The sequence below is a fragment of the Dongia sp. agr-C8 genome, from assembly GCF_054658695.1.
In genome coordinates this window covers 1476825-1502719 of record NZ_BAAGHZ010000001.1, presented here as the reverse complement: position 1 = coordinate 1502719, position 25895 = coordinate 1476825, and the positions used below count along the sequence as shown (strand labels likewise).

The 25895-nt window shown below is 65.8% G+C and carries 33 protein-coding genes and 1 tRNA gene; 17 read left to right on the top strand and 17 right to left on the bottom strand.

Going from position 1 to position 25895, the window contains the following annotated elements:
- Positions 1–5 precede the first annotated feature (5 nt).
- The gene (locus tag ACYQ4T_RS06915) at positions 6–416 is read right to left on the bottom strand and encodes a nuclear transport factor 2 family protein (RefSeq protein ID WP_459851813.1); all 411 of its coding nucleotides are present in this window, start codon (positions 414–416) and stop codon (positions 6–8) included.
- A 122-nt stretch (positions 417–538) separates the two neighbouring features.
- Here ACYQ4T_RS06915 and mce point away from each other — a divergent pair, with 122 nt between their 5' ends.
- From mce to ACYQ4T_RS06900, 3 genes are read left to right on the top strand one after another with little or no spacing between them, the layout of a single operon-like run.
- A complete protein-coding gene (mce, locus tag ACYQ4T_RS06910; protein ID WP_459851811.1) occupies positions 539–943 on the top strand; it encodes a methylmalonyl-CoA epimerase in 405 nt (134 codons plus the stop codon).
- Between the two features lie 9 nt (positions 944–952).
- Positions 953–1201, top strand: a complete 249-nt coding sequence (locus ACYQ4T_RS06905) for a DUF1467 family protein (RefSeq protein ID WP_459851808.1) — start codon at positions 953–955, stop codon at positions 1199–1201.
- 21 nt (positions 1202–1222) lie between these two features.
- Positions 1223–1783: a DNA-3-methyladenine glycosylase I gene (locus ACYQ4T_RS06900; RefSeq protein WP_459851805.1), complete on the top strand. Its 561-nt coding sequence runs from the start codon at positions 1223–1225 to the stop codon at positions 1781–1783.
- 356 nt (positions 1784–2139) lie between these two features.
- Here ACYQ4T_RS06900 and ACYQ4T_RS06895 read toward each other — a convergent pair whose 3' ends face one another.
- Together ACYQ4T_RS06895 and ACYQ4T_RS06890 are read right to left on the bottom strand one after the other, a co-directional pair.
- The gene (locus ACYQ4T_RS06895; RefSeq protein WP_459851802.1) at positions 2140–2544 is read right to left on the bottom strand and encodes a hypothetical protein; all 405 of its coding nucleotides are present in this window, start codon (positions 2542–2544) and stop codon (positions 2140–2142) included.
- A gap of 163 nt (positions 2545–2707) precedes the next feature.
- Positions 2708–2784, bottom strand: a tRNA-His gene (locus ACYQ4T_RS06890).
- 246 nt (positions 2785–3030) lie between these two features.
- Here ACYQ4T_RS06890 and ACYQ4T_RS06885 point away from each other — a divergent pair.
- The 6 genes from ACYQ4T_RS06885 (at position 3031) to ACYQ4T_RS06860 (ending at position 9861) form a co-directional block, all read left to right on the top strand.
- The gene (locus ACYQ4T_RS06885) at positions 3031–4212 is read left to right on the top strand and encodes a pyridoxal phosphate-dependent aminotransferase (protein ID WP_459851799.1); all 1182 of its coding nucleotides are present in this window, start codon (positions 3031–3033) and stop codon (positions 4210–4212) included.
- A gap of 170 nt (positions 4213–4382) precedes the next feature.
- On the top strand, positions 4383–5468 hold the full coding sequence (locus tag ACYQ4T_RS06880) for a type III polyketide synthase (protein ID WP_459851796.1): 1086 nt from the start codon (positions 4383–4385) through the stop codon (positions 5466–5468).
- The gene (locus ACYQ4T_RS06875) at positions 5465–5965 is read left to right on the top strand and encodes an isoprenylcysteine carboxyl methyltransferase family protein (protein WP_459851794.1); all 501 of its coding nucleotides are present in this window, start codon (positions 5465–5467) and stop codon (positions 5963–5965) included. The genes ACYQ4T_RS06880 and ACYQ4T_RS06875 overlap by 4 nt, the downstream gene beginning before the upstream one ends.
- A 141-nt stretch (positions 5966–6106) precedes the next feature.
- Positions 6107–6445 (top strand): P-II family nitrogen regulator, encoded by a 339-nt coding sequence (locus tag ACYQ4T_RS06870; protein WP_028096232.1) that lies wholly within the window; start codon positions 6107–6109, stop codon positions 6443–6445.
- A gap of 148 nt (positions 6446–6593) precedes the next feature.
- Positions 6594–8003, top strand: coding sequence for a type I glutamate--ammonia ligase (glnA, locus tag ACYQ4T_RS06865; RefSeq protein ID WP_459851791.1), 1410 nt, complete (start codon positions 6594–6596; stop codon positions 8001–8003).
- 187 nt (positions 8004–8190) lie between these two features.
- Entirely contained in the window at positions 8191–9861 is a 1671-nt protein-coding gene (locus tag ACYQ4T_RS06860; protein ID WP_459851789.1) for a methyl-accepting chemotaxis protein, read from the top strand.
- Between the two features lie 50 nt (positions 9862–9911).
- Here ACYQ4T_RS06860 and ACYQ4T_RS06855 read toward each other — a convergent pair whose 3' ends face one another.
- Genes ACYQ4T_RS06855 through ACYQ4T_RS06840 form a run of 4 tightly spaced genes read right to left on the bottom strand, consistent with a single transcriptional unit; the run spans position 9912 to position 13260 of the window.
- Complete coding sequence (locus tag ACYQ4T_RS06855) at positions 9912–10352, bottom strand: N-acetyltransferase family protein (RefSeq protein ID WP_459851786.1); 441 nt, start codon at positions 10350–10352, stop codon at positions 9912–9914.
- 59 nt (positions 10353–10411) lie between these two features.
- Positions 10412–10942, bottom strand: a complete 531-nt coding sequence (locus ACYQ4T_RS06850; RefSeq protein WP_459852052.1) for a gamma carbonic anhydrase family protein — start codon at positions 10940–10942, stop codon at positions 10412–10414.
- An 11-nt stretch (positions 10943–10953) separates the two neighbouring features.
- Positions 10954–11883, bottom strand: coding sequence for an N-acetyl-gamma-glutamyl-phosphate reductase (argC, locus tag ACYQ4T_RS06845; RefSeq protein ID WP_459851784.1), 930 nt, complete (start codon positions 11881–11883; stop codon positions 10954–10956).
- Positions 11884–11940: 57 nt separating this feature from the next.
- Complete coding sequence (locus ACYQ4T_RS06840) at positions 11941–13260, bottom strand: flavin monoamine oxidase family protein (protein WP_459851780.1); 1320 nt, start codon at positions 13258–13260, stop codon at positions 11941–11943.
- Positions 13261–13470: 210 nt separating this feature from the next.
- On the opposite strand from ACYQ4T_RS06840, the gene ACYQ4T_RS06835 reads away from it, so the two are divergent.
- Positions 13471–14379: a sulfotransferase gene (locus ACYQ4T_RS06835; RefSeq protein ID WP_459851778.1), complete on the top strand. Its 909-nt coding sequence runs from the start codon at positions 13471–13473 to the stop codon at positions 14377–14379.
- On the opposite strand, the gene ACYQ4T_RS06830 is transcribed toward ACYQ4T_RS06835, so the two are convergent.
- The 3 genes from ACYQ4T_RS06830 to rplM form a co-directional block, all read right to left on the bottom strand.
- Positions 14367–14954, bottom strand: a complete 588-nt coding sequence (locus tag ACYQ4T_RS06830; RefSeq protein ID WP_459851775.1) for a DUF2585 family protein — start codon at positions 14952–14954, stop codon at positions 14367–14369. The two genes, ACYQ4T_RS06835 and ACYQ4T_RS06830, sit on opposite strands and share 13 nt — an antisense overlap.
- A 104-nt stretch (positions 14955–15058) precedes the next feature.
- Positions 15059–15562 carry a 30S ribosomal protein S9 gene (gene rpsI, locus ACYQ4T_RS06825; RefSeq protein WP_459851772.1) on the bottom strand — a complete coding sequence of 168 codons (504 nt, stop codon included), beginning with the start codon at positions 15560–15562 and terminating at the stop codon, positions 15059–15061.
- 5 nt (positions 15563–15567) lie between these two features.
- A complete protein-coding gene (gene rplM / locus ACYQ4T_RS06820) occupies positions 15568–16041 on the bottom strand; it encodes a 50S ribosomal protein L13 (RefSeq protein ID WP_459851770.1) in 474 nt (157 codons plus the stop codon).
- 228 nt (positions 16042–16269) lie between these two features.
- Here rplM and ACYQ4T_RS06815 point away from each other — a divergent pair, with 228 nt between their 5' ends.
- From ACYQ4T_RS06815 to ACYQ4T_RS06800, 4 genes are all read left to right on the top strand, one after another.
- A complete protein-coding gene (locus ACYQ4T_RS06815) occupies positions 16270–17115 on the top strand; it encodes an alpha/beta hydrolase (protein WP_459851768.1) in 846 nt (281 codons plus the stop codon).
- Positions 17112–17915: an enoyl-CoA hydratase gene (locus ACYQ4T_RS06810; protein WP_459851765.1), complete on the top strand. Its 804-nt coding sequence runs from the start codon at positions 17112–17114 to the stop codon at positions 17913–17915. Before ACYQ4T_RS06815 ends, ACYQ4T_RS06810 begins: the two co-directional genes overlap by 4 nt.
- Before the next feature lies 1 nt (position 17916).
- Positions 17917–18348: a CoA-binding protein gene (locus ACYQ4T_RS06805; RefSeq protein ID WP_459851762.1), complete on the top strand. Its 432-nt coding sequence runs from the start codon at positions 17917–17919 to the stop codon at positions 18346–18348.
- A 70-nt stretch (positions 18349–18418) separates the two neighbouring features.
- The gene (locus tag ACYQ4T_RS06800) at positions 18419–18682 is read left to right on the top strand and encodes a hypothetical protein (RefSeq protein ID WP_459851758.1); all 264 of its coding nucleotides are present in this window, start codon (positions 18419–18421) and stop codon (positions 18680–18682) included.
- A gap of 61 nt (positions 18683–18743) precedes the next feature.
- Here ACYQ4T_RS06800 and ACYQ4T_RS06795 read toward each other — a convergent pair whose 3' ends face one another.
- Positions 18744–19655, bottom strand: coding sequence for a transglycosylase SLT domain-containing protein (locus tag ACYQ4T_RS06795; protein ID WP_459851755.1), 912 nt, complete (start codon positions 19653–19655; stop codon positions 18744–18746).
- A 242-nt stretch (positions 19656–19897) separates the two neighbouring features.
- Here ACYQ4T_RS06795 and ACYQ4T_RS06790 point away from each other — a divergent pair, with 242 nt between their 5' ends.
- A complete protein-coding gene (locus tag ACYQ4T_RS06790) occupies positions 19898–21412 on the top strand; it encodes a PAS domain-containing sensor histidine kinase (RefSeq protein ID WP_459851753.1) in 1515 nt (504 codons plus the stop codon).
- On the opposite strand, the gene ACYQ4T_RS06785 is transcribed toward ACYQ4T_RS06790, so the two are convergent.
- Positions 21409–21837, bottom strand: coding sequence for a CBS domain-containing protein (locus ACYQ4T_RS06785; RefSeq protein WP_459851750.1), 429 nt, complete (start codon positions 21835–21837; stop codon positions 21409–21411). The genes ACYQ4T_RS06790 and ACYQ4T_RS06785 overlap by 4 nt on opposite strands.
- Positions 21838–22071: 234 nt before the next feature.
- Here ACYQ4T_RS06785 and ACYQ4T_RS06780 point away from each other — a divergent pair, with 234 nt between their 5' ends.
- Positions 22072–22215, top strand: coding sequence for a hypothetical protein (locus tag ACYQ4T_RS06780; RefSeq protein ID WP_459851748.1), 144 nt, complete (start codon positions 22072–22074; stop codon positions 22213–22215).
- Positions 22216–22219: 4 nt separating this feature from the next.
- Here the strand turns inward: ACYQ4T_RS06780 and ACYQ4T_RS06775 are convergent, their stop codons facing one another.
- The 3 genes from ACYQ4T_RS06775 to ACYQ4T_RS06765 are packed head-to-tail and all read right to left on the bottom strand — an operon-like array spanning position 22220 to position 24386.
- On the bottom strand, positions 22220–23131 hold the full coding sequence (locus ACYQ4T_RS06775) for a sugar kinase (RefSeq protein ID WP_459851746.1): 912 nt from the start codon (positions 23129–23131) through the stop codon (positions 22220–22222).
- Between the two features lie 33 nt (positions 23132–23164).
- Positions 23165–23800, bottom strand: a complete 636-nt coding sequence (locus ACYQ4T_RS06770) for an NrsF family protein (protein WP_459851744.1) — start codon at positions 23798–23800, stop codon at positions 23165–23167.
- A 1-nt stretch (position 23801) separates the two neighbouring features.
- The gene (locus ACYQ4T_RS06765) at positions 23802–24386 is read right to left on the bottom strand and encodes a sigma-70 family RNA polymerase sigma factor (protein ID WP_459851742.1); all 585 of its coding nucleotides are present in this window, start codon (positions 24384–24386) and stop codon (positions 23802–23804) included.
- 112 nt (positions 24387–24498) lie between these two features.
- On the opposite strand from ACYQ4T_RS06765, the gene ACYQ4T_RS06760 reads away from it, so the two are divergent.
- Positions 24499–25311 carry a phosphodiesterase gene (locus tag ACYQ4T_RS06760; protein ID WP_459851740.1) on the top strand — a complete coding sequence of 271 codons (813 nt, stop codon included), beginning with the start codon at positions 24499–24501 and terminating at the stop codon, positions 25309–25311.
- A 12-nt stretch (positions 25312–25323) separates the two neighbouring features.
- Here the strand turns inward: ACYQ4T_RS06760 and ACYQ4T_RS06755 are convergent, their stop codons facing one another.
- Both ACYQ4T_RS06755 and ACYQ4T_RS06750 read right to left on the bottom strand, forming a co-directional pair.
- Complete coding sequence (locus ACYQ4T_RS06755) at positions 25324–25497, bottom strand: hypothetical protein (protein ID WP_459851737.1); 174 nt, start codon at positions 25495–25497, stop codon at positions 25324–25326.
- Between the two features lie 10 nt (positions 25498–25507).
- Positions 25508–25831 carry a hypothetical protein gene (locus ACYQ4T_RS06750; protein WP_459851735.1) on the bottom strand — a complete coding sequence of 108 codons (324 nt, stop codon included), beginning with the start codon at positions 25829–25831 and terminating at the stop codon, positions 25508–25510.
- Positions 25832–25895: the final 64 nt, after the last annotated feature.

Sequence of the window (25895 nt, the reverse complement as noted above, 5' to 3'; positions counted from 1 at the left end):
GCCCTTCAATGCCGGGGTGCCGGCGCGTCCGGGACCTTGGCCTCGTCCGGCACGCGGGCTAACGGACCGGCCTGGTGGTGGATCATGCGCCAACCGCTCCCGGCGCGGATGAACAGGTTGCTGGCGACGAGGTGCTGGTTGCCGAATCGCTCGTAGCAGCAGACCAGCCCGACATCGCCGAAGATCGTCAGCTTCGGCGCGACTGCGCTGACGGGAACCGGACCGGCATTGCCGAGGATCTCGCGCCAGCTCGCCAGCACCTCGACGCGGCTGGTGAGCGGCGGCCAGCCGGGATGAACGCAGAAGACATTGGGCTGGTCGGCCCAGACCGCGGTCATCGCCTCCAGGCTGCCCGCGGCGAAGGCCTGATAGAAGGCGTCGTTGGCGAATTCCAAGGCCGCGAGATCGGCGCTCATTTCCCATTTCCCATCGCGCTGTTGTGACGCGGCAGCGCCGTCGCCTCCCACCGAAGAGAGGTTGCACCCAGGGCACGTGCACTGCAACATGGCCGCCCCTTAGCTATGACCGGATACCATCGATGATCGGCCGTCTCAATCACGTGGCGATTGCAGTGCCCGACCTCGCCGCGGCGGCGGGGCTCTATGGCGGCGCGCTCGGCGCCAAGGTCTCGGCGCCGGTCGCGCAGCCGAAGCACGGCGTCACCGTCGTCTTCGTCGAGCTGCCGAACACCAAGATCGAGCTGCTGCAGCCGCTGGGCGCGGATTCGCCGATCGCCGGCTTCCTGGCGCGCAATCCGGCGGGCGGGATCCACCATGTCTGCTATGAGGTGGACGATATCCTCGCCGCCCGCGACCAGTTGAAGGCTTCGGGCGCCCGCGTGCTCGGCGACGGCGAGCCCAAGATCGGCGCCCATGACAAGCCGGTGCTGTTTCTGCATCCCAAGGACTTCCTCGGCACGCTCATCGAGCTCGAACAGGCGTAATCGAATAAAATGAATTGGCTCGGATCCTTCTTCATCTACATGGTCGTCTGGTGGGTGGTGCTGTTCGCGGTGCTGCCCTGGGGCGTCCGGCGCAACGAGAACCCGGAGGCCGGTCACGATCACGGCGCGCCGGCAGTCACGCATCTGAAGCAGAAGCTGCTCGCGACGACCTTGATCACCTTCGTGCTCTGGGGCATCGGCGTCTTCCTGTTCTGGCATTATGGGCTGTCGCTCACCATGCTCGAGCACGCGAAGTAGTCGCGGACCGCGGGGGATTTCATGAGCGGATATTGCAGGATCGCGCCGGGCCATGAATGGCACGGGCCCTATCACGCCGAGCATTACGGCTATCCCATCGCCGACGACAACGAGCTGTTCGAGCGGCTGATCCTGGAGATCAACCAGGCGGGTCTTTCCTGGCTCACCATGCTGAAGAAGCAGCAGGGCTTCCGCGACGCCTACCACAACTTCGAGATCGCCAAGGTCGCACGCTACGGCGAGCGCGATCGCGTGCGGCTGCTGAACGATGCCGGCATCATCCGCAACAAGCTCAAGGTCAACGCCGCGATCGAGAACGCGAAGCGGATCCAGGCGCTGCAGAAGAGCCACGGCTCCTTCGCCGCATGGCTCGAAGCGCAGCATCCGCTGACCAAGCCGGAATGGATGAAGCTCTTCAAGAAGACCTTCGTCTTCACCGGCGGCGAGATCGTCGGCGAGTTCCTGATGAGCATCGGCTATCTCCCCGGCGCCCATACCCCCGACTGCCCGGTCCACAAGAAGATCGCCAAGCTGAAGCCGGCCTGGATGACGGCGGAGAAGAAGGGGATGAAGTACATCTAGTCTCGTCATCGCCGGGCTTGACCCGGCGATCTCGGGCCGCCGGATGAAGATGCCCGGGTCCCGTCGCGTATGCGGACATTCGTCGGCCTGGCCCAGGCATGACGAATTTGGCCGGAATCAAAAAGAGGCGGCCTTGCGGCTGCCTCTTTGAAGTGTAGCGTCCCCTGTATTTTGTGAGCTGCCGCCTTTCGGCGCTGTCCCTCCCAGAACTTGGACTGTGCTCCTCGGCTCGCTCGCCTCGGATTCGTTATGTCCGAGGGAAGGGGACGGTACTCACATCCCCGAATTGTGTCACGCGTCTTATTCCCGTTTTAGGGCAACATTATTGGCTCTTATGGATTTACTGTAACCAGCGGTCAGTCGGTGACCTCGTAGGGAACGATGATCGTCTCGTCCTTGGCGAACACCGCGCAGGGAACTCCCCCGCTCCGGGTTTGGCAGATGTCGACCGCGTCCTGGCTGACCGGCATCCCGGCGACGCATTCGTTGACCGGGCAGCCGGTCAGGCCCCAGCTCCGCCCATCCTGCGCCACGGCGAAGTAGCCCTGGCCCATAGGCTTATGCCAGGCGATCGGCGTCAGCCAATATTTATAGTTTTCAAAGGCCGCCCAGGTGGCCTTGGTGATTGTAACCTTGGCGCCGGAGGGTGCCGCGGCCTGCGCAGCGGGCGCCTTCGAATCCGGCCTGCTTGATCCGAACCAGCCTTCGACGGTGCTGCATCCCGACAGCACGATCACCGAAGCGATCAACAAGAAACGCATCAGTCGTTCTCCCACCGACTGCCCATCCCTGACAGGGTTATACGAGATCACGCCCTGGAATAACAGTGCCGTAATATGGTGAATTGCGTCAAATGCATCGCAAGCCGAGCCGTGCGAGGCCGAATGGAGTGATGCAAAATGCGAAAAGAGAGGAGAAGGGCGCTGGGGCGAACGAGGGGACTCGAACCCCCGACATCCAGGACCACAACCTGGCGCTCTAACCAACTGAGCTACGTCCGCCATCGCGCATCGGGCCGCCAAAGACCGGCCGTCAGAACGGCGAGGATGTAACCGAGGGGGCCAGAACCGTCAAGTCGCCCGGATTCGGCCGGGGGCCGCCGGGCCTATCCCCCCTTCTCCACCTTGTCCCGCGCTGTCGTCGGCATGCAAATTCCTGTCGGCTTCGGCCCGCTGGCCGTGTGGTCTTTCGTTAAACTCCCGGCCCGACCCGGCCCCGGTTGAGGGGCCCTTACTGAGGGATCTTTCATGCTTCACCTGGCGAGCGGCATGGGCCGCCTTGGCACCGAATCCGCTTTCGAAGTTCTGGCCCGCGCCAAGGCGCTGGAGGCCCAGGGCAAGAGCATCATCAGCCTCTCGATCGGCCAGCCCGACTTCCAGACCCCGGGCCATATCGTCGAGGCCGCGATCAAGGCGCTCAAGGACGGCCATCACGGCTACACCCCCGCGAACGGCATCCCGCAGGTCCGCGAGGCGGTCGCCGCCGACCTCCACCGGCGCCACGGGGTGAATGTCGATCCGGCCAACGTGCTGATCGTCCCCGGCGGCAAGGTCACGATGTATTTCGCGATCGCCATGTTCGGCGAGCCCGGCGCGGAGATCATCTACCCGAATCCCGGCTTCCCGATCTACGAGAGTGCGATCAAGTTCACCGGTGCCACGCCCGTCCCGCTGCCGCTGCTGGAAGAGAACGGCTTCGGCTTCAAGGCCGAGGACGTGCTCTCGCGCATCACGCCGAAGACCCGGCTCATCATCATCAACTCGCCGGCCAACCCGACCGGCGGCATCTGCGTCAAGGCCGAGATCGACAAGCTGGTCGCCGGCCTCGCCAAGCATCCGGACGTCGCGATCATGTCGGACGAGATCTATTCCGAGATGCTCTACGACGGCAACGTCCACACCAGCCTGTTGAAGTACCCGGAGATCGCCGACCGCCTGATCGTGCTCGACGGCTGGTCGAAGACCTACGCGATGACCGGCTGGCGCATGGGCTATTCGGTCTGGCCGAAGTCGCTCATCGAGCATGCGACGCGTCTCTGCATCAACGTGCATTCCTGCGTCAACGCCGCGGCCCAGTGGGCCGGCATCGCGGCGTTGCAGGGCCCGCGCGGCGAGATCGACAAGATGATGAAGGCCTTCGACGAGCGCCGGAAGTTCGTGGTGGCGGAACTGAACAAGCTCCCGGGCGTGTCCTGTATCACCCCGCTCGGTGCGTTCTACGCCTTCCCGAACATCAAGGGCACCGGCTTCAAGTCGAAGGCGCTGGAAGTGGCGCTGCTCGACGAGGCGGGCGTCGCCTCGATCGCCGGCACCAGCTTCGGCGCCTATGGCGAAGGCTACCTGCGGATCTCCTACGCCAACTCGATCGAGAACATCGCCGAGGCGATGAAGCGGATCGGCGGCTTCCTCGCCAAGCGCAAGGCCGCCTGACCTATCCGACATCAAGCTGACAGAACGCGCCCGACCGCAGTCGGGCGCGTTTCTGTTTGTTACCCTTTCTCCGACAGTGAATCGACGCCTCCCGCTTTCGTGATTGGCGGTCGCTGCAATGCAGCGATTAGCTGAGATGGAACCCGCCACGCTCGCCAGGTTCCCCCGACATGCGCTCTGCCGCCCTCCGCGTTCTCGAGAACGATCCGCCGACCCTGCTGTCCGTAGCGACGGCCGTGCCGAAGCATCGGCTGCATCAGGGCGAGGTCGCTGCGATCGCACCGCGTCTGTTCGACCGTCAAAGATCCGAGATCGATCGCTTGATGCCGGTTTTCGACAATGCGGGCATTGGCACGCGCTATTCCTGCGTGCCGATCGACTGGTATCTCCAGCCCCATGGCTGGCGGGAGCGCAACCAGCTCTATCTCGACAATGCCGTCGAGCTGCTGACCGAGGCCGCTGAGAAGGCACTCGCCGAAGCCGGCCGGACGCCGAAGGACATCGCCGCCGTCGTGGTCGCCTCGACCACCGGCATCGCGACGCCGAGCCTCGATGCCCTGCTGCTCAATCGCCTCGGCCTGCCGCCGCACATCTTGCGCCTGCCGATCTTCGGCCTCGGCTGCGCCGGCGGCGTGCTCGGCCTCGGTCATGCGGTGGCGCTGGCGCGCGGCCTCGACCATGACGACCATGGGGGCGATGTGCTGTTCCTCGCAGTCGAGCTCTGCGCCCTCACCTTCCGCCAGGGCGATCTCTCGAAGAGCAATATCGTCGCCGCGGCGCTGTTCGGCGACGGCGCGTCGGCCATGGTGATCGGGCGCCCGGGCTCGAATGGCCTGCGCTTCGGCCCGTCCGGTTCGCATACCTGGCCAGACTCGCTCGACGTCATGGGCTGGCATGTCGAGGACGACGGCCTCGGCGTGCTGTTCTCCCGCGACATCCCGAGCCTGGTGCGCGACGATCTCCGGCCGGTGGCCGATGAGTTCCTCTCGCGCTTCGACCTCACCCGCCGCGACATCGCCGGCTTCGTCTGCCATCCCGGCGGCGTGAAGGTGCTCGATGCGCTGGAGGAGGCCTTCGATCTCGAGGCCGGGGCGATGCAGGAAGCGCGCGACGTCCTGCGCGAGCACGGCAACATGTCAGCGGTGACGGTGCTCTTCGTGCTGCAACGCATGCTGCGCCGCGGGCTCGCCGGAAGGCAATTGATGACGGCACTCGGGCCGGGCTTCACCGCCGGCTTCCAGATCCTCGAAGCATGAGCGTCGCGCTGCTCATCTTCGTCACGCTGCAGCGTCTCATCGAACTGGTGATCGCGCGCCGCAACACGCGGCGCCTGCTGGCCGAGGGCGCCGTCGAGATCGGCGCCGGTCACTATCCCCTGCTCGTGCTGCTGCACACGTCATGGCTCGCCGCGCTCTGGACCTTCACGCTTTCCGGCCAGGCCACGCTCTGGGCACCGGCCGTCGCCGGTTACGGGGCGGTGGAGATCGCGCGTGTCTGGGTGATGACGACGCTGGGTCGCTACTGGACCACACGCATCATCGTGCCGCCCTCCGCACCGGTCGTGCGACGCGGGCCGTATCGGTTCCTGCGCCACCCGAATTACTGGGTGGTGGCCTTCGAGATGGCGCTGTTGCCGCTGGCGCTCGGGTCGTGGACACTGGCCTTGGTCTTCTCGGCGTTGAATGCCGCCGCCCTCTACTGGCGGATCCGGATCGAAGAAGGCAGCTTGGCGCCGCGACGGAAGTCTGCCTAATTATTGCGCAGACACGCCCAATAAACCGGCATTATCGCAGCGCACCTACAAATTAATATTGCGTTCCCAGCCGCTTAGCTGCTGGCACGGGCTTTGCTGATTGGGCGAGGAACCTATGGCAGGGAAAGGCCTGGAGAACGCATGAAAAAGATCGAAGCCATCATCAAGCCGTTCAAGCTCGACGAAGTGAAGGACGCGCTCCACGAAGTCGGGATCCAGGGCATCACCGTCACCGAGGCCAAGGGCTTCGGCCGGCAGAAGGGCCATACCGAGCTCTATCGCGGCGCCGAGTATGTCGTCGATTTCCTGCCGAAGATGAAGCTCGAGGTCGTGCTCGAAGACCATCTGGTCGAGCGCGCGATCGAGGCGATCCGCCAGGCGGCCGCGACCGGTCGCATCGGCGACGGCAAGATCTTCGTCATCAACGTCGAGGAAGCCATCCGCATCCGCACCGGCGAGCGCGGGCCGGATGCGATCTAGAGACCAATCGCTCTGATTTCTAAGTGGCGCATGGCAACCGAAAGGTCTATGCGTCCGCGCACTGAGTGACCCCCTTTTGGGGGATACCCTGGGGATCGCTGGGGGAGAGCGATCCAGAAACCAACAACAAACGATCGGAAGAGAGACCATGTCCAGCGTCAAGAAAACCCTGGAGCTGATCAAAGCCCAGGACGTCAAGTACGTCGATTTCCGCTTCACCGACCCGCTCGGCCTTTGGCATCACCTGTCGCAGCATGTCAGCACGGTCGACGAAGACATGCTGACCGAGGGTGTCATGTTCGACGGCTCGTCGATCGCCGGTTGGAAGGCGATCAACGAGAGCGACATGGTGCTGAAGCCCGACTGCGCCACCGCGATCATGGATCCCTTCGCGGCGCAGACCACGCTGGTCATCAACTGCGACATCCTGGAGCCGCTGACCGGCCAGAATTACGGCCGCGACCCGCGCTCGATCGCCAAGAAGGCGGAAGCCTACGTGAAGAGCTCCGGCGTGGGCGACACGATCTATGTCGGCCCGGAAGCCGAGTTCTTCGTGTTCGACGACATCCGCTACGACGTCACCATGAACAGCACCTTCGTCGAGTTCACCTCGGAAGAGGCGCCGTATGTCACCGGCAAGAAGTTCGAAGAGGGCAACCACGGCCACCACATGAAGATCAAGGGCGGCTATTTCCCGGTCGCCCCGCTCGACTCCGCCCAGGACCTCCGCGGCGAGATGCTGACCACGCTCGCCGCCATGGGCGTCGAAGTCGAGAAGCATCACCACGAGGTGGCGCCGTCGCAGCATGAGCTCGGCGTCAAGTTCGGCACGCTGGTGAACTGCGCCGACGCGATGCAGAAGTACAAGTACGTGGTGAAGAACGTCGCCCACAACTACGGCAAGACGGCGACCTTCATGCCGAAGCCGGTCAAGGGCGACAATGGCTCTGGCATGCACGTCCACCAGTCGATCTGGAAGGACGGCAAGCCGCTGTTCGCGGGCAACGGCTATGCCGATCTCTCGGAGATGTGCCTCTACTACATCGGCGGCATCATCAAGCATGCGAAGGCGCTCAATGCCTTCACCAACCCGACCACCAACTCCTACAAGCGCCTGATCCCGGGCTTCGAGGCGCCGGTGTTGCTCGCCTACTCCTCGCGCAACCGCTCGGCCTCCTGCCGCATCCCCTATGTCGCGAGCCCGAAGGGCAAGCGCGTCGAGGTGCGCTTCCCGGATCCGCTCGCCAACCCTTACCTCGCCTTCGCGGCGATGGTGATGGCGGGCCTCGACGGCATCCAGAACAAGATCCATCCGGGCGACCCGATGGACAAGAACCTCTACGACCTGCCGCCCGAGGAGTTGAAGAACGTCCCGACCGTCTGCGGCTCATTGCGCGAGGCGCTGCAGTCGCTGGAAGCCGACAAGAACTTCCTCTTGAAGGGCGACGTCTTCACCGAGGACTTCATCAGCGCCTATCTCGAACTGAAGTGGGAAGAGGTTTACGCCCTCGAGCACACCCCGCATCCGATCGAGTTCAAGATGTACTACTCTTCCTAAGCCGGACCCTCTTCCGGAAACTCACGGCCGGGCGAAAGCCCGGCCGTTCTGTTTGGGCCGACGCCCCTGGGCCGGGGCCAAGCCCGGCCAGCTTGCTTTAGAGCAATTCAAATATTCTGCTTTATCGAATGGTTAACCTCTCCCGCGATAGAACCTAGGCCCATAAACCCAGAGGGGGAGTCGGGCGGTGACCATTGGTAAGCGTTTCCTGATTGCCGGCGTCATCGCCATCATCGCGCTGGCCGCGGTCAGCATTCTGGGGGTCTGGGGCACCCGTGAAGCCGTCCAGGGCAGCGAGCAGATCAACATCGTCTCCACCGCGGTCCGCAATCATATGGAAGCGGACATGATGCACGACGCGCTGCGCGCCGACGTGCTCTACGCGTTGCGTGAGGGCAAGACCGGAAACAAGGACGCTCAGCCGGGTATCGCCGCCGACACCGCGGACCACATCAGGAATTTCGAGGAGCATGTCGAGGCCAACAAAGAACTCGACCTTCCTCTCGAAGCGCGCAAGTCGCTCGACGACCTCGGCCCGGTGCTGCCGCCCTATATCGAGGCCGCGAAGAAGATGGTCGACACCGCCTTCACCGACAACTATGCCGCCCAGCGCGGGTTCGACGACTTCATCAAGACGTTCGAGACGCTGGAAGAAAAGATGGGCGCCACCGGCGATGCCATCCAGGAGAGCGCCAACACGATCCAGGCTGAGGTCAACAGCAAGACCCGGACAGTCTTCATCCTCCTGGCCGTCATCATCACTCTCTCGGTGATCGCGGTGATCGCCGTTCTGACCTTGACCGCGCGCTCCGTGGTCCGGCCGGTCAAGGCGATGACCGCCGCCATGGCCAGCCTCGCCGCGGGCGACCTCTCGGCCGAGATTCCCGGCCGCGACCGCAAGGACGAGATCGGCGCCATGGCCGGCGCGCTCGGAGTCCTGAAGGAGAATTCGCTCCGCGCTCAGCAGCTCTCCGGCGAGCAAGGCGAGGCGCACGAAGCGCAGCGCCGCCGCGCCGAAGCGCTGGAGCACCTCTGCCGCGACTTCGACGCCGAGATGTCGAAGAACCTGAGCGACGTCGCGCAGTCGCTGCAGACCATGCAGCACGCGGTCGGCTCGATGGCGAAGAGCGCCGAGGAGACCGCGGGCGAGGCGGGCCATGCCAACGAGGCTTCCGCCCAGACCGCCAGCAGCGTCGGCTCGGTCGCCAACGCGACCGGCGAGCTTTCCAACACCATCAACGAGATCACGCGCCAGGTCGCGGAGTCGAACCAGATCGCCGGCGAGGCGGCCAACCAGGCGCGCCAGACCAACGAGCAGATCAAAGGCCTGGCGATCGCCGCCGAGAAGGTCGGCGCCATCGTGCAGCTGATCAACGCGATCGCCGGCCAGACCAACCTGCTGGCGCTCAACGCCACGATCGAAGCGGCGCGCGCCGGCGAGGCCGGCAAGGGCTTCGCGGTGGTGGCTTCGGAAGTGAAGAACCTGGCCAGCCAGACCGCCAAGGCAACCGAGGAAATCGCGAGCCATGTCGGCGCGATCCAGAACGAGACCCAGCGCTCGGTCTCGGCGATCCAGAGCGTCGCCGCCATCATCGAGCAGATCAACCAGATCACCAGCTCGGTCGCGACCGCCGTCGAGCAGCAGGGTGCTGCCACCCAGGAGATCGTGAAGAGCGTCGATCAGGCTTCCGGCGGCACCCGCGAGGTGACCGAAAGCATCAACACCGTGGTCGGCGCGGCGGGCGAATCGCGCAACGCCGCCGCCCGCCTCACCGAAGTGACCGGCGCGCTCAGCACGCAGTCGCAGTCGCTGCGCGCGGGCGTGGAGCGCTTCCTCGCGAATGTGAAGGCGGTCTGAGTCTCAACTGAATCGTCATGCGCGGGCTTGCCCGCGCATCTCGCCCCTCCTCAGCGCGGCACCTTCCAGGTCATCAGCCGCTCCTCCGTGAAGAAGCGCGCGCCGAGGCGCTGGTAGAACGCCATCGCCGCATGGTTCTGGTCCCAGACCGTCCAGAGCAGGCGCTGCCCGCCGCGTCGTCGGATCACCGCGGCAGCCTCGGTCATCAACGCCTGGCCTATGCCGGCCTGGCGCGCAATCCGGCGCACGAAGAGGTCGACGACATGGAGCGAGGGTGCGGCATCGGCCGGCCAGTAGCCGAAGTGGTACATGAGATAGCCGACCGCCGCGCCGCCCTGCTCCGCCACCAGGACATGCGCCAGCGGCTCGGCGCAGAAAATGTCGCGCGCCAGGATCTCGGGCGAGAAAACGATGTCGTCCGGCTCTGGAATCTCCGGCATGGCGTCCGCCACCGGCATGGCGTCGAGCTCGTCGACGAATTCCCGGGACATCCGGCTGAGCTCGACTGCATCGCTCGGGATCGCAGGCCGAATTGCGATCCCGGCGAATCTCATCGCCGATAGCTCTGCGCGAGCTCGGCGTAGTGCTCCGCCGAATAGGCGAAGTAGGCGAGTTCCTTCTCGCTGAGCAGGCGCATCAGCTTGGCCGGGCTGCCGGCCCAGAGCTCGCCGCGTTTGACCCGTTTGCCGGGCGTCACCAGCGCGCCGGCGGCGACCATGCCGCCGCCCTCCACCACCACGCCGTCCATGACGCAGGCCTTCATGCCGACGAAGGCGCCATCCTCGAGCGTGCAGGCATGCAGCAGCGCCATGTGGCCGACGGTGATGTCGTCGCCGATCGTCGTCTTGGTGCCCGTAGCCCCTTCCCGCTCGTGGTTCACGTGGATGACGGTGCCGTCCTGGATGTTGGTGCGGGCGCCGATCCTGATGCTGTTGCTGTCGCCGCGCAGCACGCAGCCATACCAGATGCTGGACCCGGCGCCGATCTCGACATCGCCGATGACGACGGCGGTCTCGGCGATGAAGGCATCGGGCGCGATCTTCGGCATGATGCCTTCGAAGGGCTTGATCAAGGCGGGCATGGCGAGCGGCTTCATGCCTTGTCCAGACCGAGCATCAGGCGGATGTTCTGCACGGCCGCGCCCGAGGCGCCCTTGCCAAGATTGTCGAGCCGGGCCACCAGCAGCGCCTGGCCGAGGCTCTGGTTGCTGTAGACCCGCAGCTCCATCTTGTCGGTGTCGTTCAAGGGCTCGGCTTCAAGACGATCGGTCGGGGCGGTCTTCACCACCTTCACCAGCTCGGCGCCTTCGAAATGGCGTTCGAGGGCGGCTTCGAGATCGGCGGCCTTGGGCTTGCCGGGCAGCGTGTCGAGATGCAGCGGCACCGAGACCAGCATGCCCTGGCGGAAATGCCCGACCGAGGGGATGAAGATCGGCCGGCGGGAGAGCCTGGAATACCGCTGCAGCTCAGGCACGTGCTTGTGCTCGAAGCCAAGGCCATAGAGCTCGAAGGACGGACCGCCGGTCGCCTCATGCGCCTCGATCATCTGCCGCCCGCCGCCGGAATAGCCGCTGACCGCGTTGACGGTCACGGGGTAGTCGGCCGGCATCAGCCCCGCCTCGACCAGTGGGCGAATGAGCGCGATGCCGCCGGTCGGATAGCAGCCGGGATTGGAGACGTGCTTGGCCTCGGCGATGCGCTTGGCCTGGCCGCGGTCCATCTCGGCGAAGCCATAGACCCAGTCCGGCGCCACGCGATAGGCGGTGCTGGCATCGAGGATGCGGGGCGCGGCGTTGCCGAGGCCTTCTGCCAGGGCCACGGATTCCTTGGCCGCGGCATCCGGCAGGCAGAGCACCACCAGATCGACCTCGCCCATGATCTCGCGGCGGGCGCTGGGGTCCTTGCGCTTCTCGCCGGTCAGGCTCCGGAGCTCGATCCCGGGCTGCGTCAGCAGGCGCTCGCGGATGCCGAGACCCGTCGTGCCCGCTTCACCGTCGATGAATACCCGCGCTGTCGCCGCCATCTGGAGCCTTCCTGCCGAAAACCTGCCCGTCCTAGCTAATGGAGACGGAGGGACGGATCAAGCGACGGTTCCGCGCGGCGGCTCTGCGTCAGCTCGGGCCAGGAAATCGACGATCTCGGCGGCGGCCGCCTCGCCGGATGCGACGGCGCCCTCGAACCAGCCGGCCTGGTCGGGGGCGAAGTCGGCGCTGGCGAAGGCGAGCGGGCCTTGGCGGGCCCAGGTCTTGGCGGCGACCGCTTCCGGCGCGCCCACGGTCGCCGCCACCCAGGCGCCGCGGGAATAGGCATCGGCGTTCCAGTCGTGCCAGTCCCAGGCGATCAATGCGGCCTCCGGGAAGAACCGCGCGAGCGCGGCTTCGAGGTCACGCGGCAGATCCGGCGCCCATTCATTGCCGGCGACGCCGAAGCCGACCAGCAGGGTCGCGCCGTCCTCGGTGGCGCGCTCGGCGAACATCCATTCGAGCCCGGTGCCGCCGCCGGTCGCCAGCACACCGACCGGCACGCCCTTGACCTTGGCCCAGACTTTGACGGCGCGGCCGAGATGACCGGTCCGGGCCGCCGCGCTCTTCTCGGCGGCCAGCGGCGGGTCGAAGTCGATGTCGCGCAGCGGGTTGAGACCGGTGGCGAGCAGCGCCGCGCGGGCGGTGAAAGTACGGCCGTCTTCGGTCGTCACGGTAACCGCCTTCTCCGACACGGCGACGGCGCGCACCGGCGCCTGCAACGCCAGTTCGGCCTGCGAGGCGGCGATCATCCGGGCGGTGAGCGCGGTGACCCCGCCGACCAGCGTCTCGACCCAGACATCGGCCATGCCCTCGGTCAATCCACCCGAATAGGCCGAGCTCGCCAGTAACTCGGAGGCCGGCACGCGATGCTTGTCGCCATTGCCGGAGACGGTCCACCAGGCGCCCAGGAGATCGCGGGTCGCTTGCGGGGCTGCGAGGCGGTCGAGGTAATCGGCGAAGGAGATCGCGATGAGGTCCCGGCCCTGCTCGTCCTCGGTCTCGCCTTTCTTCAGCAGGATGGCATCGGCGGCAATGCGGGCGATCGCGCGCTCATGGGCGGCGCGGTCCCCGCTCGCGGTAGCGCCGTCGCGATGCAGCGTGCCATCGCGGAACCAGCGGCGCTCGGTGAAGGGCTCCCGCGGCCGCAACATCACGCCATGTTCGGCGCAGAGCCGGCGGATGCGCTGCTGCCAGGGCGTTATCCAGGCGCCACCGAAATCGAGCGCAATATCGCCGCCGGCAAAGGCGCGCAGGTAGCCGCGGCCACCGATACGGTCGCGCGCCTCGGCGACGGTCACCCGCAAGTTGCGCTTCGCGAGCTCCAGCGCCGCAGTAGCTCCGGCCAGCCCGGCGCCGATGATGATCACGTCCCGCATGGATTCCCCGCCTGACTATCCCGGTATGCTCATCCGCGTGTGCCGATCCCGCCGATAAATTGCCCGCTGGGCTTCGGCCGGAGCGGTCGCGAAGTCGCCTCTCCTCCGAATCGGCGGTCTAGGCGCGCTGCGCTTAATTGATGTCATGAACCGCTCACCTGTCTTGCTCATTGCTGACAAGGATATCTTACGTCAGGCGGGACAATTTCGATGTTCGACAAGCTCCTGGGCAAGGTGCCGCACAAGCTTTTCTTCGACCGGCACGACCTCGCGAAAGCGGCGATCATCAGCGGCAGCGGCCGCAGCGGTACCACCTGGGTCGGCCAGGTCCTGGGGTCGATCTCGCACTACCGCCTGATGTTCGAGCCCTTCCACTGCAGAGAAACCCGCGTCATCCACGACTGGCATTGGCGGCAGTATGTGCGGCCGGACGATCAACGGTCGACCTATGTCGACCCCGCCAGTCTCATTCTCTCCGGCCGGGTGCACTCCCACTGGATCGACCGGCTGAATGGCGAGGTGTTTCCGCGCGGCCGCCTGATCAAGGACATTCGCATCCAACTGTTGCTGCCCTGGATGCACAAGACCTTCCCCGAGATCCCGATCGCCATCGTCACGCGGCATCCCTGCGCGGTGGCGCTGTCGCGCATGGCGCTCGGCTGGCAGACCAGCCTCGACACCTTCCTCCAGCAGGAGGAATTGGTTGACGACTATCTCTCGCCCTTCGTCGCCGAGATGGAGCGCGCCGAGGACGAGTTCGACAAGAACCTCATCCTGTGGTGCGCCGAGAATTATGTGCCGATGAGATACTTCTCGCGCCGTGACACGGCGTCGCCCGCCCCTGCCCCCGGCAATCCGGTCTATATCGCGCGGTATGAAGACATCTGCGCCGACCCGGAAGCCGGGTTCGCCAGGCTCGCCGACTACTTCGGCTGGCGGATCAGCGAAGAGAGCAAGGCGCTGATGAAGCGCCCCTCGGCGATGACCGCCAAGCACAGCGCGATCTTGAGCGGCGGGAACCCGGGGGAATCCTGGCGCAACAAGATAACCGACCGTCAGCGGGCGAGCGCGAGGCGTCTGCTGGAGACCTTCCAGCTCACCCATCTCTATTCGGTCTGAGAGGGCGCCGGCTGGATCTCGGACTGCCATTCGGTGATGGCGTCGATCGGGTAGATGAAGTTGAGGACGTTCAGCGTCAGATTGTCGTGGATGGCATAGGCGGCCGCGAGTTCCAGGATCAGCACCAGGGCGACGCTGACCCAGACCGGCACGCGGCGCGCCACGGCGAAGCCGGCCATCATCGAGAAGGTGTCCATCACCGAGTTGAGCGTGCTGTCGCCGACATAGCCCTGGGCCAAGGCCTGCTGCCGATAGGCTTCGATCACCCAGGGCGTGTTCTCCAGGATCTCCCAGCCGATCTCGAGGCCCATGGCGATCAGCAGCGCCTGCCAGACGCTCAGGCGCCGGCGGAAGATCAGCCGGATCGCGCCGTAGAACAGAAACCCATGGACGATGTGCGAGAAGGTGTACCAGTCGAACAGCTGCTGCGAGGTCTCCGGCGAAAGCGGGCTGTTCTCCCAGAGCCGGATCGTGCCGCAGGTGCAGATCGGCGGCCGTCCCATGGCGAGCAGGATCACGATCTGCAGGACCAGCAGTGCCGGAATGCCCCAGACCCAGCGGTTGATGCGGTTCATGCAGGCCAGCCTAGCTGAGTCGCGCCCAAGGAGCCATCGCGGGCCCAAAAGCAAAAAGGGCCGCAGCGAACTGCGGCCCTTTCGGTCTCCAGAGGAGAGGAGAATTAGCGCTTCGAGAACTGGAAGCTGCGGCGCGCCTTGGCGCGGCCGTACTTCTTGCGCTCGACGGTACGGCTGTCGCGGGTCAGGAAGCCTTCCTTCTTCAGGGCCGGACGGAGATCCGGCTCGTAGTAGGTCAGCGCCTTCGAGATGCCGTGACGCACGGCACCGGCCTGGCCGGAGAGGCCGCCGCCGACCACGGTGCAGATCACATCGAACTGGCCGGCGCGGTTCACGATGCCGAACGGCTGGTTGATGATCATCCGCAGCACCGGACGCGCGAAATACTGCGTGCTGTCCTTGCCGTTGATGGTGATGACGCCCTTGCCCGGCTTGATCCAGACGCGGGCGATCGCGTCCTTGCGCTTGCCCGTGGCATAGGAACGGCCCTGGGCGTCGACCTTGCGCTCATAGCGCGGGGCGGCTTCCAGCGCCTTGCCGGCGACCACGCCGGCGCGGGCGCCGCCGAGGTCCTTCAGGTCGGTGAGACGAGTCGGTTCGTTAGCCATCTGGATCAACCCCGCTTGTTCTTCGGATTCATCGCGGCGACGTCCAGCGTTTCCGGCTGCTGCGCCTCGTGCGGATGCTCGGTACCCGCATAGACCTTCAAGTTCTTCATCTGCCGGCGGCCGAGCGGGCCGCGCGGGACCATACGCTCCACCGCCTTCTCGAGCAGGCGCTCCGGATGCGCGGAGCCGAGGATCTTGCCCCAGGTGCGCTCCTTGATGCCGCCCGGATGGCCGGTATGCCAGTAGAACTTCTCGTTCTCGGCCTTGTTGCCGGTCAGCTTCACCTTGGCGGCGTTGATGATGATGACGTTGTCGCCGTCATCGATATGCGGGGTATAGGTCGGCTTGTGCTTGCCGCGCAGCCGGTTGGCGACGATGGACGCGAGGCGGCCGAGAACGACGCCCTCGGCGTCGATCAGGATCCACTTCTTCGCGACCTCCGACGGCTTCGACGAAGAGGTTTGCTCTGTAAGGCGCATGGTTCACTCGAATACAGTTGGTCGGCGGAGCCCTCTCCGCGGATCGCGGCGGTGTATAGAGGTGCCGTTTCGGCATGTCAACCAGCGCCGCGATTGAAGCCGAAGCTTAATTCAAAAAAATCAATAAGTTACACATGCGGTATCATAATACCGGCAAATAATTGCCCGGAATCATGGACTTTTGCCCCTGCCGTCGAGAAGATCGCCTTCAAAATCGGGGGAGTATGCATGTACGGAGCACTGACGGAGGCGGAGTTCGCGCAGCATTTCATGCCGCGGCTGGCCGTGCCGGACCACGAAACCTGGCTGGCCGAGGACCATGCGCTGAGCGCTTCCATACGCGAGCGGCTGCCGCACCGACGCAACGAGCGCTACGGGCCGGGTCCGCTGCAACTGATCGACCTCTTCCCGGCCAAGGCGCCCAACAGCCCGGTCTTCGTCTTCATCCATGGCGGCTATTGGCGGGCGCTGTCCAAGGATCACTTCGGCTTCATCGCCGAACCCCTGCTCGATGCCGGTGCCGCGGTCGCGATGGTCGATTACGACCTCTGCCCATCCGTGGCGCTGGCGAGCGTGGTCGAGCAATGCGCGCAGGCGGTCAGCTGGATCCGCGGCCAGGCGCGCGGCATCAATGGCGATCCCGACCGGCTGGTGGTCGCCGGCAATTCGGCGGGTGCGCATCTCGCCGCGATGATGCTCTGCCGGGGCTGGAACGACGGCGCCCAAGGCGGCTTCATCCAGGGCGCGGTGCTGGTGACCGGTATCTACGACCTCGCCCCCATTCCGCATATCCAGGTGCGCGAGGACGTGGCGCTGTCGCCCGCCGACATCGAGCGCCTGAGCCCGCTGCGCCTGAAGCCCAAGGTGAAGGCGCCGGTGGTGGTCGCGGTGGGCGGCGACGAACCGCCGCTATGGATCGACCAGTCGGCGCGGTACCATCGCCATCTGCTCGAAGCCGGGATGGAGAGCGAATACATGGTACTGCCGGGCCATCACCACTTCTCGATCTCGCGCGCCATCGCCGAGCCCGAGGGCATGCTGTTCCGCGCCATGCGGCGGGTGTTGGGATCATGACCCCGGGAAACGTGGGTGCGGCGTCGAACGATCCGCTGCTCCGCGCCGACAGCAACGGCGTCGCAACCCTGACACTCAATCGGCCGGCGCAGCGCAATGCATTGTCGATCGGCTTGATGGAGGCGATCATCGCCGAGCTCGACCGCATCAAGGCGGATGCGGGGGTCCGCGTGGTGGTGATCACCGGGGCCGGAACCTGCTTCTGCGCCGGCCATGACCTCAAGGAGCTGCGTGCCGACCGCAGCCGGGCGCATTATGAAAAGACCTTCGCGCTCTGCTCGGCGATGATGCAGCGGATCGTCGCCCTGCCCCAGCCGGTGATTGCCGCGGTCCACGGCATTGCTACGGCTGCGGGCTGCCAGCTGGTCGCCACCTGCGATCTCGCGGTCGCCGCCGAGGAAAGCCATTTCGCGACCCCGGGGGTCAATATCGGCCTGTTCTGTTCGACGCCGATGGTGGCGCTCTCCCGTGCCGTGCCGCGCAAGCAGGCGATGGAGATGCTGCTGACCGGCGAGCCGATCGACGCGCCGACGGCACTCAGGCTCGGGCTGGTCAACCGCCTGGCGCCGACGCCGCAGGTGATGGAGGAAGCGACCGACCTTGCGGTCGAGATCATCGCGAAGTCGCCGCTCACCTTGAAGATCGGCAAGCAGGCCTTCTATGCCCAAGCCGAGCTCGGCCTCGCCGCGGCCTACGACTATGCCAGCCAGGTGATGACCGAAAACATGATGGCGCTGGATGCCCAGGAAGGGATCGACGCCTTCCTCGCCAAGCGCAAGCCGGAATGGAAGGGCTGCTGAGGTGAGCGAGGATTACAGCGACGACTTCCTGCGCGGCATCCTGCGGGAAACCAAGGTGATCGCCCTGGTCGGCGCCAGCCCGAAGCCGGATCGGCCGAGCCATGGTGTCATGCGCTATCTGCAGCGCCGCGGCTATCGCGTCATTCCGATCAATCCCGGGCTCGAAGGCCAGCTGCTGAACGGCGAAAAGGTCTACCGCTCCTTGAGCGAGATCCCCCAAGGCGAGACCGGCGCTGTGGATATGGTGGATATCTTCCGAAATTCCGTCGCGGCGGCCGCGCCGGCCTTGGAAGCGATCGCGATTGGTGCGAAAACAATCTGGATGCAATTGGGCGTCGTCAATGAAACGGCGGCGCAGACTGCAAGAGCGGCCGGGTTGAAGGTCGTGATGAACCGCTGCCCGGCCATCGAGATACCTCGACTTCTTTCGTAAGAACGTCGCTTAAGTCTTTTCTTTTGAAAGAAACTTCTGTATCGTCGCAGGATCAACGACGGGGGCGAAAATGGCACGGGGACTGACGATCGCGGCAAGCAACGACCATCCCCATGCGGTCGAGATCGCCTGGCTCGCGCGCGGGCTGAAGCAGCCCGGCGGCAAGCTCCCCTTGTTCGACGAATGGGGCCAGAAGGTCAGCTCCCGCACCGTGCGCTTCTGCATCGACCACGGCTGGGCCGAGCCCTGGTTCACCAACCCGCTGAAGCCCGACTGGCTGGTCTGCAAGCTGACCGAGGCCGGAAGGAAGATGCTCGAGGGCCGCGGCGAGTAGCTTTGCAGCCTGAGTGTCCGCGCCTTAGCGCGGTGGGAAGATCCAGTGCGCGAGCAGCGCCCTAGCCCAATCCCAAAGCCGCCATCGGGTTGACCGTCGGTCGGATCGCGCCGTGACGGGAGCCGCCATGGCTCGCCGCGTTGGCGGCATCCTTCTCCTGCTCATTGGCCAGCGGCAATGCCGCGATCGTCACCAGGAGCAGCGGCGAAAGGATGCTGCCCGGGTTGCTGAAGCCCTGCAGCGGCGTGTCCGTGGCGGATGCGACCGCGGTGGTGCTGGCCATCGACGTGCCGCCGGCCGGCGTGGTGGCGAGCGAGGCGAAGGTCTGCTGGTCGCTGCTGATGCTGGTGTTCATGCGGTTGTAGATTTCGGCCACGGTCCGGGCATTGCCGTTCTCGTCATAGAAGACATTGGCATTCGCGGCGGCGGCGCGGGGGAACATCGCGGCACCGGTGGCCGAGGGATCGCTGTCCATCTTGCGGATGAAGCGGAGCGCACCCGAGAGGCCTAGGAAATGCGCCAGATGGAGATCGGTCGCCGTCGCCGGGCGGTCCAGGGCAGCTTCCATCTTGGTCTTGTTGTCCGAGGCCAGTTCGGCAGCCAGGGCGGCGTTCAGGGTCGGGTCCTTGCGCAAGTCGAGGATCTGCTTGCGGGTCGCGGCATCCGCCACCGTGAATCGGCCGTCGGAGCGCTTGGTGATCTTGTCGGCGAGATCGCCGTAGCCGTATTCCGCGGCATGTTCCTTGAAGGTGCCGAGCCAGGTCTGCTCGACGAACTGGTAGAGGCCGGTGGCGCTGCTGGTCGAGGCCTTGGCGCTGGGGTCGAAGCTGCTCTCCCGCGAGGCCTGGGCCATCAGGTAGGAGAAGTCCACGCCGGTATTGGCGCTCGCCTTCTGGATGCTGGCAAGCACGTCCGGCTGGATGGTCGATCCACCGGCACGAATCGGCTGGCTGGCGAACAGGGCCGGTGTCATTTCCGGGTCTCCCGCGTTGTTTCGCGGCGTGAAACGGCGTTCCACTCGGCAAGACTTGCCGGGTTCACGGACATTCCCGTCGCATAAGGGGTCGAAAACCGCATGTTCAGGTGCCTCCACAGGCTTCCAGGCCTGTTATCGCAAGGCCCGTGCCAGGGTTGTCCGGGGGCAGTCGGGCCAGCGCTTCCTAAACCCCGTTGTTCCGGTTAAGAATATTTCGCCCGCGCAGCGAGGGGATAGCGTTGGACCACGGGAACATATACCGGACGATCTTCGAGCAGTCCGATATCGGCGTTTACCAGACGTTGATCGAAGGCGGCGTGGTGCAGGCCAATTCGGCCATGGCCCGCATGTTCGGGTATGAGACGCCGGCCGAGTTCATTGCCGCCACCGGGTCCGACAACGAGAAATTCTACGTCCGCAAGAGCGACCGGGACTGGCATATCGCCGAATTGAAGCGCTCAGGCCGGGTGGCTTCCCATGTCACCGAGATGAAGCGGCGCGACGGCAGCCGCTTCTGGGTCTCGGATTCCACCACCCTCGCCCAGGAACCTGGCGGCACCATCTCGATCCTCGGCACCATGGTCGACGTGACCGATCTGGTGGAATCGCAACGTGCCTTTCGCGAGGCCGAGGCGCGCTATCGCAGCATCATCGACAACGCGCTCGAGGGCGTCTACATCAGCTCGCTGGACGGGCGGATGATCGTCGCCAATCGGGCGCTTGCCGAGATCAATGGCTACGCCTCGCCGGAGGAACTGATCCTCTCGGTCAAGGACATCGCCAAGGAATGGTACGTCCGCCCCGAACGGCGCCAGGAGTTCGTCGACGCCATGGCGCGCGACGGCGAGGTGCGGAACTTCGAATCCGAAGTCTACCGCCACAAGAGCCGTGAGCGGATCTGGGTGCAGGAGAATGCGCGCCTGGTGAGGGACGAGACCGGAAAGGCGCTCTACTACGAGGGCACCGTCCAGGAGATCACCCAGCGCAAGAACTTCGAGCGCCAGCTGATGGTGGCGCGGCGTGCGGCCGAGGCGTCAAACCGTGCGAAGTCGGAGTTCCTGGCCAACATGAGCCACGAGCTGCGCACGCCGTTGAACGCGATCATGGGCTTCGCGCAGATCCTGCGCGACCGCTGGAACGACCCGGAGCATGCCAAGGTCGCGGAATACTCCACCGATATTCTTCTGAGCGCGCAGCATCTCTACGGGCTGATCAGCGAGATCCTGGACTATTCCAAGATCGATTCCGGCACGGTGCAGTTGGTCGAGGGGCCGATCGACGTCAACGCACTCTGCACCCATTGCGTTCACATGATCGGGGAGCGAGCCAACCGCGCCGGCTTGAAGCTGAGGCTCGATGTCCCGGAGCGCCTGCCGGCGCTCAATGCCGACGAACGTCGCATCACCCAGGTGCTGCTCAATCTCGCCACCAACGCGGTCAAGTTCACGCCGGCCGGCGGCACGGTGACGGTCGCGGCCGGCGTCGAGCCCTCCGGCAACCTGGTGATCTCGGTGGCCGATACCGGCATCGGCATCAGCGAGAAGGACCTGGAGCGGGTGTTCGAGCCCTTCGTCCAGGTCAACCGCAGCGCCCATCCGCAGCAGGAAGGCGCCGGGCTCGGCCTCTCGATCTGCAAGAACCTGATCGAACTGCATCAGGGCCGGATCGAGGTCTCCTCGAAGCCACAGCGCGGCACCACGGTCCGCGTCATCCTGCCCGCTTCGCGGCTGATACCGCTGACGGCGACCGTCTAGGAGGCGATATACTCTCGGAGCTGCGCGGCTTCGCCTTCCGCCTCTTCCACGCGTGCCTTCACGACGTCGCCGATCGAGACCATGCCGATCAGCTTGCCGTTGCTCCTCACCGGAAGATGGCGGAAGCGGCGCTCGGTCATCATCCCCATGACTTCGGCCACCGAATCCTGCGGCGCACAGCAGATGACGTCGCGGGTCATGATGGTGGAGACCGACTTCTCCAGCACGCCGGCGCCGTCCCGCGCGACCGCGCGGACGATGTCGCGTTCGGAGAGGATGCCGATCATCTCGCCGCCGGCACTGCGGACGACCAGGGCGCCGATCTTTTCCTCGGTGAGAAGTCTCGCGGCGTCGGCCAGCGACTTGCTTTCGGGCAACCCGATCAGGCGTTCGGGCTTCCCCTGGAGAATGGCTGCGACATTCATCGCGCGTTCCCTCCGCGGCTGTTGCACTCCTGCCAAGTTCAATTTGGGACCGGCTTCGGGCGATGGCAAGCCCTTCATGGGGTTGAGATGAACCCAGGCCAGCCCGGATCGCCCGTCATCGCCGCTGGTTTCGCGCTGCAACAAAGGTGAGGGTGCAGCGGGAGCCGCCTGCGCCATCCGCCGCCCAGCACCTTGTAGAGCGTCACCAGGTTGGTGACCCGCGAAAGCCGGACCGTGATCAGGTCCTGCGCCGAGGTCGAAGTCATCGGTGCGCTGTTCGACGGCTTGTCGATCCGCACCGTCCGCAACCCCAACCTCGACCGCGACGCCATGCTCGACGTGCTGCGCAGCGCCATGCGCGCGCTGCTGCAACTCTGAGCGGCTACGCCCTCAGGAACTTGTAGACCTCGGCCGGCCCCGGGATCGGCGCCACCGCGCCGTAGCCGGTGGTCGAGAGCGCCGCGGCGGCATTGGCGTAGCGCGCGGCATCGAGCGGTGCGTCTCCGGCAATGAGCCGGGCGAGGAAGGAGCCGTTGAAGGTGTCCCCCGCCCCGGTCGCATCGACCGCATCGACTTTGTGCGGCAGCAGCCGATGCCGCGCCTTCCTGGTCGCGAGGATGACGCCCTCCTTGCCCATGGTCATCACCACGAGCTGCGGCCCCAGCGTGAGGAAATGGTCGAGGATGGCGTCGGCATCCTCGATTCCGGTCAGGGTGCGGGCATCGTCGAGTGCCGGACGGAGGATGTCGGCGCGGCGGATGGCGCCGTCGATCGCCGCGCGGGCCCGCTCCAGCGACCAGAGCTTCAGGCGCAGGTTGGTGTCGAAGCAGACTTCCAGCCCCGCCTGCCGCGCCGTGTCCATCGCCGCGAACACGGTTGCGCAGGCGGTCTCCGAGATCGCCTGGCTGATCGCCGAGACGTGCAGGACTTTGCCGCCGCGCAGATAGTCGACCGGCAGATCGGCTGGCGTCATGCGGCTGGCGGCCGAGCCGGCCCGGTAATAGTGGAACTGATGGCCGGCATCGCTGTGGGTGACGAAGTAGATTCCCGTCGGCGCCTGGTCATCGCGCCTCACCGCGGTGGCATCCACCTCCTCGCGGGCCCAGAGCTGCATCAGCAGGTCGCCGAACCGATCGCTGCCCAGCGCGGTGATATAGCCGGACTTGGCGCCCTGGCGCGCGGCAGCGATGGCGGTGTTGGAGGTATCGCCGCCGAAGCCGGCCTTGTAGAGGTCGCCCTCCGATTGCTGGTTGAACTCGACCATGGCTTCGCCGAGGCAGATGAGATCAGGCACGGGGAATCGTCCGCAGTTGGTTGGTCGCCCCTTTTAGGCGACGGCGCGGCGTCCCGCCAGCCCGCCGAACACGACCAGCACGACGGCCGGCACCAGGTTGACGGTCAAGGCCAGCAGCGAATCCTGCTCGGTGTGAACCAGGAGATGCGCGGTATCGGCAAAGCCGGCCACCGCGAGGCAGCCCAGCCAGGCGGTCAGCCCCGGCCGCAGGGTCTTCACCCGGCGCAGCATCGGCAGCAGCACCGCGACGAGGCCGGCCGAAGTCAGCACGATGGTCAGCAGGCAGGCGCTCTCCGGCAGGAGTTCGAGGCTGCCGGCAAGATCGCCCCAGTTGACGAAGCAGGTGACGGCGAAACCGGTGCCCCAGAGCAGCACCGGCACCACCGGCAGCCAGAGCCAGCGCCGCGAGCGGTCCGGCAGGCTGACATGGAAAGCGGCGGCCGCGGCGGTGACGCCGGTCAGCCAGCTGCCGGCCAGCGGGAAGAGGAAGCTGGCCTCGGTCACGGCATGGGCAAGATCCGCCCGCGAGCCACCGATCGCCGCGATCGCGGCGATCACCAGCGTCGCGAAGGCGCTCCACGAGGCCGCGCGCAGCCAGGGCTTCCGCAGCGGCTGCACCGGCTGGAGCCCTTCGGCGAGGGTCGCGATCAGCTGCTCGGTTGCGGCCATGTCAGGTTCCTCCCAGCAGGCCGCGCAGCCGCTTGATCGCGCGATGGACCGAGACCTTCAGCGCGGTTTCCGATTGCCCGGTGGCTTGGGCTGCCTCCTTCAAGGACATTTCCTTCAATTTCAGCATCTCGACCGCCCGACGCTGGCCTTCGGGCAGGCTGGCGATCGCCGCCTGCAGCCGCGCCGCCTCGCCGGCCAGTTCAGGGTGATTCGTCTCGACCGCGGCAAAGGTTTCATGCGCCTCGGTCAATTCGGTCTCCCGGCCGGTTTGCCGCACCTTCCGCCGCAGCCGGTCGAGCAGCCGGTGCCGGGCGACAGCGGTCAGCCAGGGCGCGAACGGCCGGGCCGGGTCATAGGTGTGGCGGATCGAATGGAGGGTCAGCAGCACGTCCTGCACCGCGTCCTCGAGATCGGGGCCGTTGAGCCCCATGCGGTGGGCGAGCGCCCGAAGATAGGGCGTGATCGACTGCAGCAGCCGGCGATAGCGCGCCGCATCGCCCCGCTGCGCCTCGGCCATCAGCACCGACCAGTCCTCCTCGGACGACCGGCCGGGCGGCAATGTTTCAGCTTTCTGTGCGTCGTTCACCGCCGGACGCTAGCATCTTCCGCGTGGAATGCCATGGGGCGATTCCTGTTGCCTCAGCCGCGGCCCGCCGGCCAATCTAGCCGCCGACTCCGGGATTTCATGGCGTAATGACATGCTCATAGCCCAGCTCAGCGATCTCCACGTCCAGCCGCATGGCGTGCTGGCCTATGGGGTGGTCGACACCAACCCCTTCGTCGAGCGCGCCTTCCAGGCGGTCGCGGCGCTGGAACCCAGGCCGGACATCGTGCTGCTGACCGGCGATCTCACCGATCGCGGCTCCGACGCCGAATACGACATCCTCGCCGACCTGATCCGGCGCCATCTCGACCTGCCGGTCTATCTCATCCCCGGCAACCACGACCGGCGCGAGGGCATCAAGGCGCGGCTCGGCCATCTTCCCGGCGTCGCCGCCGATCCGACGTTCGTGCATTACGTGATCGAGCAACTTCCGGTCCGCCTGGTGATGCTGGATTCGACCGTGCCGGAGCAGGGCCATGGCGAGCTCTGTGCCGAGCGACTGGCCTTTCTCGACCGCGCCCTGGCGGCCGCGCCGGACCGGCCGGCATTGGTGGCCTTGCACCACCCGCCCTTCCTGACCGGGATCGCGCATATGGACGAAGTCAGCTTGCGCAATCCCGATGCCTTTGAGGCGGTGATCCGCCGCCACCCTCAGGTCGAGCGGATCCTGTGCGGCCATGCGCACCGCCCGATCACGGTCCGTTTCGGCGGCAGCCTGGCGCAGGTGGCGCCCAGCGTCGCCCACCAGGTGACGCTCGATCTCCGGCCGGACGGACCGGCCACCTTCAACTTCGAGCCACCCGCCTTCCTGATCCACCACTGGCGCCCCGAAGGCCGGCTGGTCACGCACCAGGTCTATGTCGGAGAGTTCGCCGGACCGCATCCGTTCGAGACGGATGAGGGCTGAGATCGCTGCCGGCTATCGCCGCCGGAACTGACTGAGCAGCGCCTCCAAACCCATTTCGAGCATATCGCTCAAGGGCAGCGGGCGATCCGGGCCGGTGGGATCGGCGGGGAAATCCGAGGCATCCGCCGTGGCGACCCGGCTGGTTGCGGAGAGCTGCATCAGTTGGCGGTGAGTGAATTCATCCATTCTGCACCTCTCAGTGATTCGGGCTTGCCGTATTCGGCGGCATTTTCCCGGACTGACCCGGCGCCGGCCTCAGCTCGGCCGGCGGCAACGGCTGGTCGGGAAACGGCCCCGGCTCGTCCGGCGTGGCCGCGTCCGGCTGCTCGACCGAAAGACCATGCTGCCGGCGGAACTCCTGCCGACCGCAAAGCAGTCGCTCGGCGATGGTCGGCTGGTTCGCGCAATCGGTGTCCGGCGGATAGATCTTGCTTTGCGCCGTCGCGGTCCCGGGCATGGTCATGATGCCGGCGACGGCCGCAGCCAGCGCGAAGCTGCGGCGGTGATTGCTGAGGCGCATGTGCTCTCTCCTCGATGCCCGCGAGAATTCGGATTTAAACCAACAACCCGAGAACGCCCGGTTT

Excerpts from the sequence above, each read along its gene's own strand:
- ACYQ4T_RS06915 (WP_459851813.1), bottom strand. The coding sequence starts at position 416 with ATGAGCGCCGATCTCGCGGCCTTGGAATTCGCCAACGACGCCTTCTAT.
- mce (WP_459851811.1), top strand. The coding sequence starts at position 539 with ATGATCGGCCGTCTCAATCACGTGGCGATTGCAGTGCCCGACCTCGCC.
- ACYQ4T_RS06905 (WP_459851808.1), top strand. The coding sequence starts at position 953 with ATGAATTGGCTCGGATCCTTCTTCATCTACATGGTCGTCTGGTGGGTG.
- ACYQ4T_RS06900 (WP_459851805.1), top strand. The coding sequence starts at position 1,223 with ATGAGCGGATATTGCAGGATCGCGCCGGGCCATGAATGGCACGGGCCC.
- ACYQ4T_RS06895 (WP_459851802.1), bottom strand. The coding sequence starts at position 2,544 with ATGCGTTTCTTGTTGATCGCTTCGGTGATCGTGCTGTCGGGATGCAGC.
- ACYQ4T_RS06885 (WP_459851799.1), top strand. The coding sequence starts at position 3,031 with ATGCTTCACCTGGCGAGCGGCATGGGCCGCCTTGGCACCGAATCCGCT.
- ACYQ4T_RS06880 (WP_459851796.1), top strand. The coding sequence starts at position 4,383 with ATGCGCTCTGCCGCCCTCCGCGTTCTCGAGAACGATCCGCCGACCCTG.
- ACYQ4T_RS06875 (WP_459851794.1), top strand. The coding sequence starts at position 5,465 with ATGAGCGTCGCGCTGCTCATCTTCGTCACGCTGCAGCGTCTCATCGAA.
- ACYQ4T_RS06870 (WP_028096232.1), top strand. The coding sequence starts at position 6,107 with ATGAAAAAGATCGAAGCCATCATCAAGCCGTTCAAGCTCGACGAAGTG.
- glnA (WP_459851791.1), top strand. The coding sequence starts at position 6,594 with ATGTCCAGCGTCAAGAAAACCCTGGAGCTGATCAAAGCCCAGGACGTC.
- ACYQ4T_RS06855 (WP_459851786.1), bottom strand. The coding sequence starts at position 10,352 with ATGTCCCGGGAATTCGTCGACGAGCTCGACGCCATGCCGGTGGCGGAC.
- ACYQ4T_RS06850 (WP_459852052.1), bottom strand. The coding sequence starts at position 10,942 with ATGCCCGCCTTGATCAAGCCCTTCGAAGGCATCATGCCGAAGATCGCG.
- argC (WP_459851784.1), bottom strand. The coding sequence starts at position 11,883 with ATGGCGGCGACAGCGCGGGTATTCATCGACGGTGAAGCGGGCACGACG.
- ACYQ4T_RS06840 (WP_459851780.1), bottom strand. The coding sequence starts at position 13,260 with ATGCGGGACGTGATCATCATCGGCGCCGGGCTGGCCGGAGCTACTGCG.
- ACYQ4T_RS06835 (WP_459851778.1), top strand. The coding sequence starts at position 13,471 with ATGTTCGACAAGCTCCTGGGCAAGGTGCCGCACAAGCTTTTCTTCGAC.
- ACYQ4T_RS06830 (WP_459851775.1), bottom strand. The coding sequence starts at position 14,954 with ATGAACCGCATCAACCGCTGGGTCTGGGGCATTCCGGCACTGCTGGTC.
- rpsI (WP_459851772.1), bottom strand. The coding sequence starts at position 15,562 with ATGGCTAACGAACCGACTCGTCTCACCGACCTGAAGGACCTCGGCGGC.
- rplM (WP_459851770.1), bottom strand. The coding sequence starts at position 16,041 with ATGCGCCTTACAGAGCAAACCTCTTCGTCGAAGCCGTCGGAGGTCGCG.
- ACYQ4T_RS06815 (WP_459851768.1), top strand. The coding sequence starts at position 16,270 with ATGTACGGAGCACTGACGGAGGCGGAGTTCGCGCAGCATTTCATGCCG.
- ACYQ4T_RS06810 (WP_459851765.1), top strand. The coding sequence starts at position 17,112 with ATGACCCCGGGAAACGTGGGTGCGGCGTCGAACGATCCGCTGCTCCGC.
- ACYQ4T_RS06800 (WP_459851758.1), top strand. The coding sequence starts at position 18,419 with ATGGCACGGGGACTGACGATCGCGGCAAGCAACGACCATCCCCATGCG.
- ACYQ4T_RS06795 (WP_459851755.1), bottom strand. The coding sequence starts at position 19,655 with ATGACACCGGCCCTGTTCGCCAGCCAGCCGATTCGTGCCGGTGGATCG.
- ACYQ4T_RS06785 (WP_459851750.1), bottom strand. The coding sequence starts at position 21,837 with ATGAATGTCGCAGCCATTCTCCAGGGGAAGCCCGAACGCCTGATCGGG.
- ACYQ4T_RS06770 (WP_459851744.1), bottom strand. The coding sequence starts at position 23,800 with ATGGCCGCAACCGAGCAGCTGATCGCGACCCTCGCCGAAGGGCTCCAG.
- ACYQ4T_RS06760 (WP_459851740.1), top strand. The coding sequence starts at position 24,499 with ATGCTCATAGCCCAGCTCAGCGATCTCCACGTCCAGCCGCATGGCGTG.
- ACYQ4T_RS06755 (WP_459851737.1), bottom strand. The coding sequence starts at position 25,497 with ATGGATGAATTCACTCACCGCCAACTGATGCAGCTCTCCGCAACCAGC.
- ACYQ4T_RS06750 (WP_459851735.1), bottom strand. The coding sequence starts at position 25,831 with ATGCGCCTCAGCAATCACCGCCGCAGCTTCGCGCTGGCTGCGGCCGTC.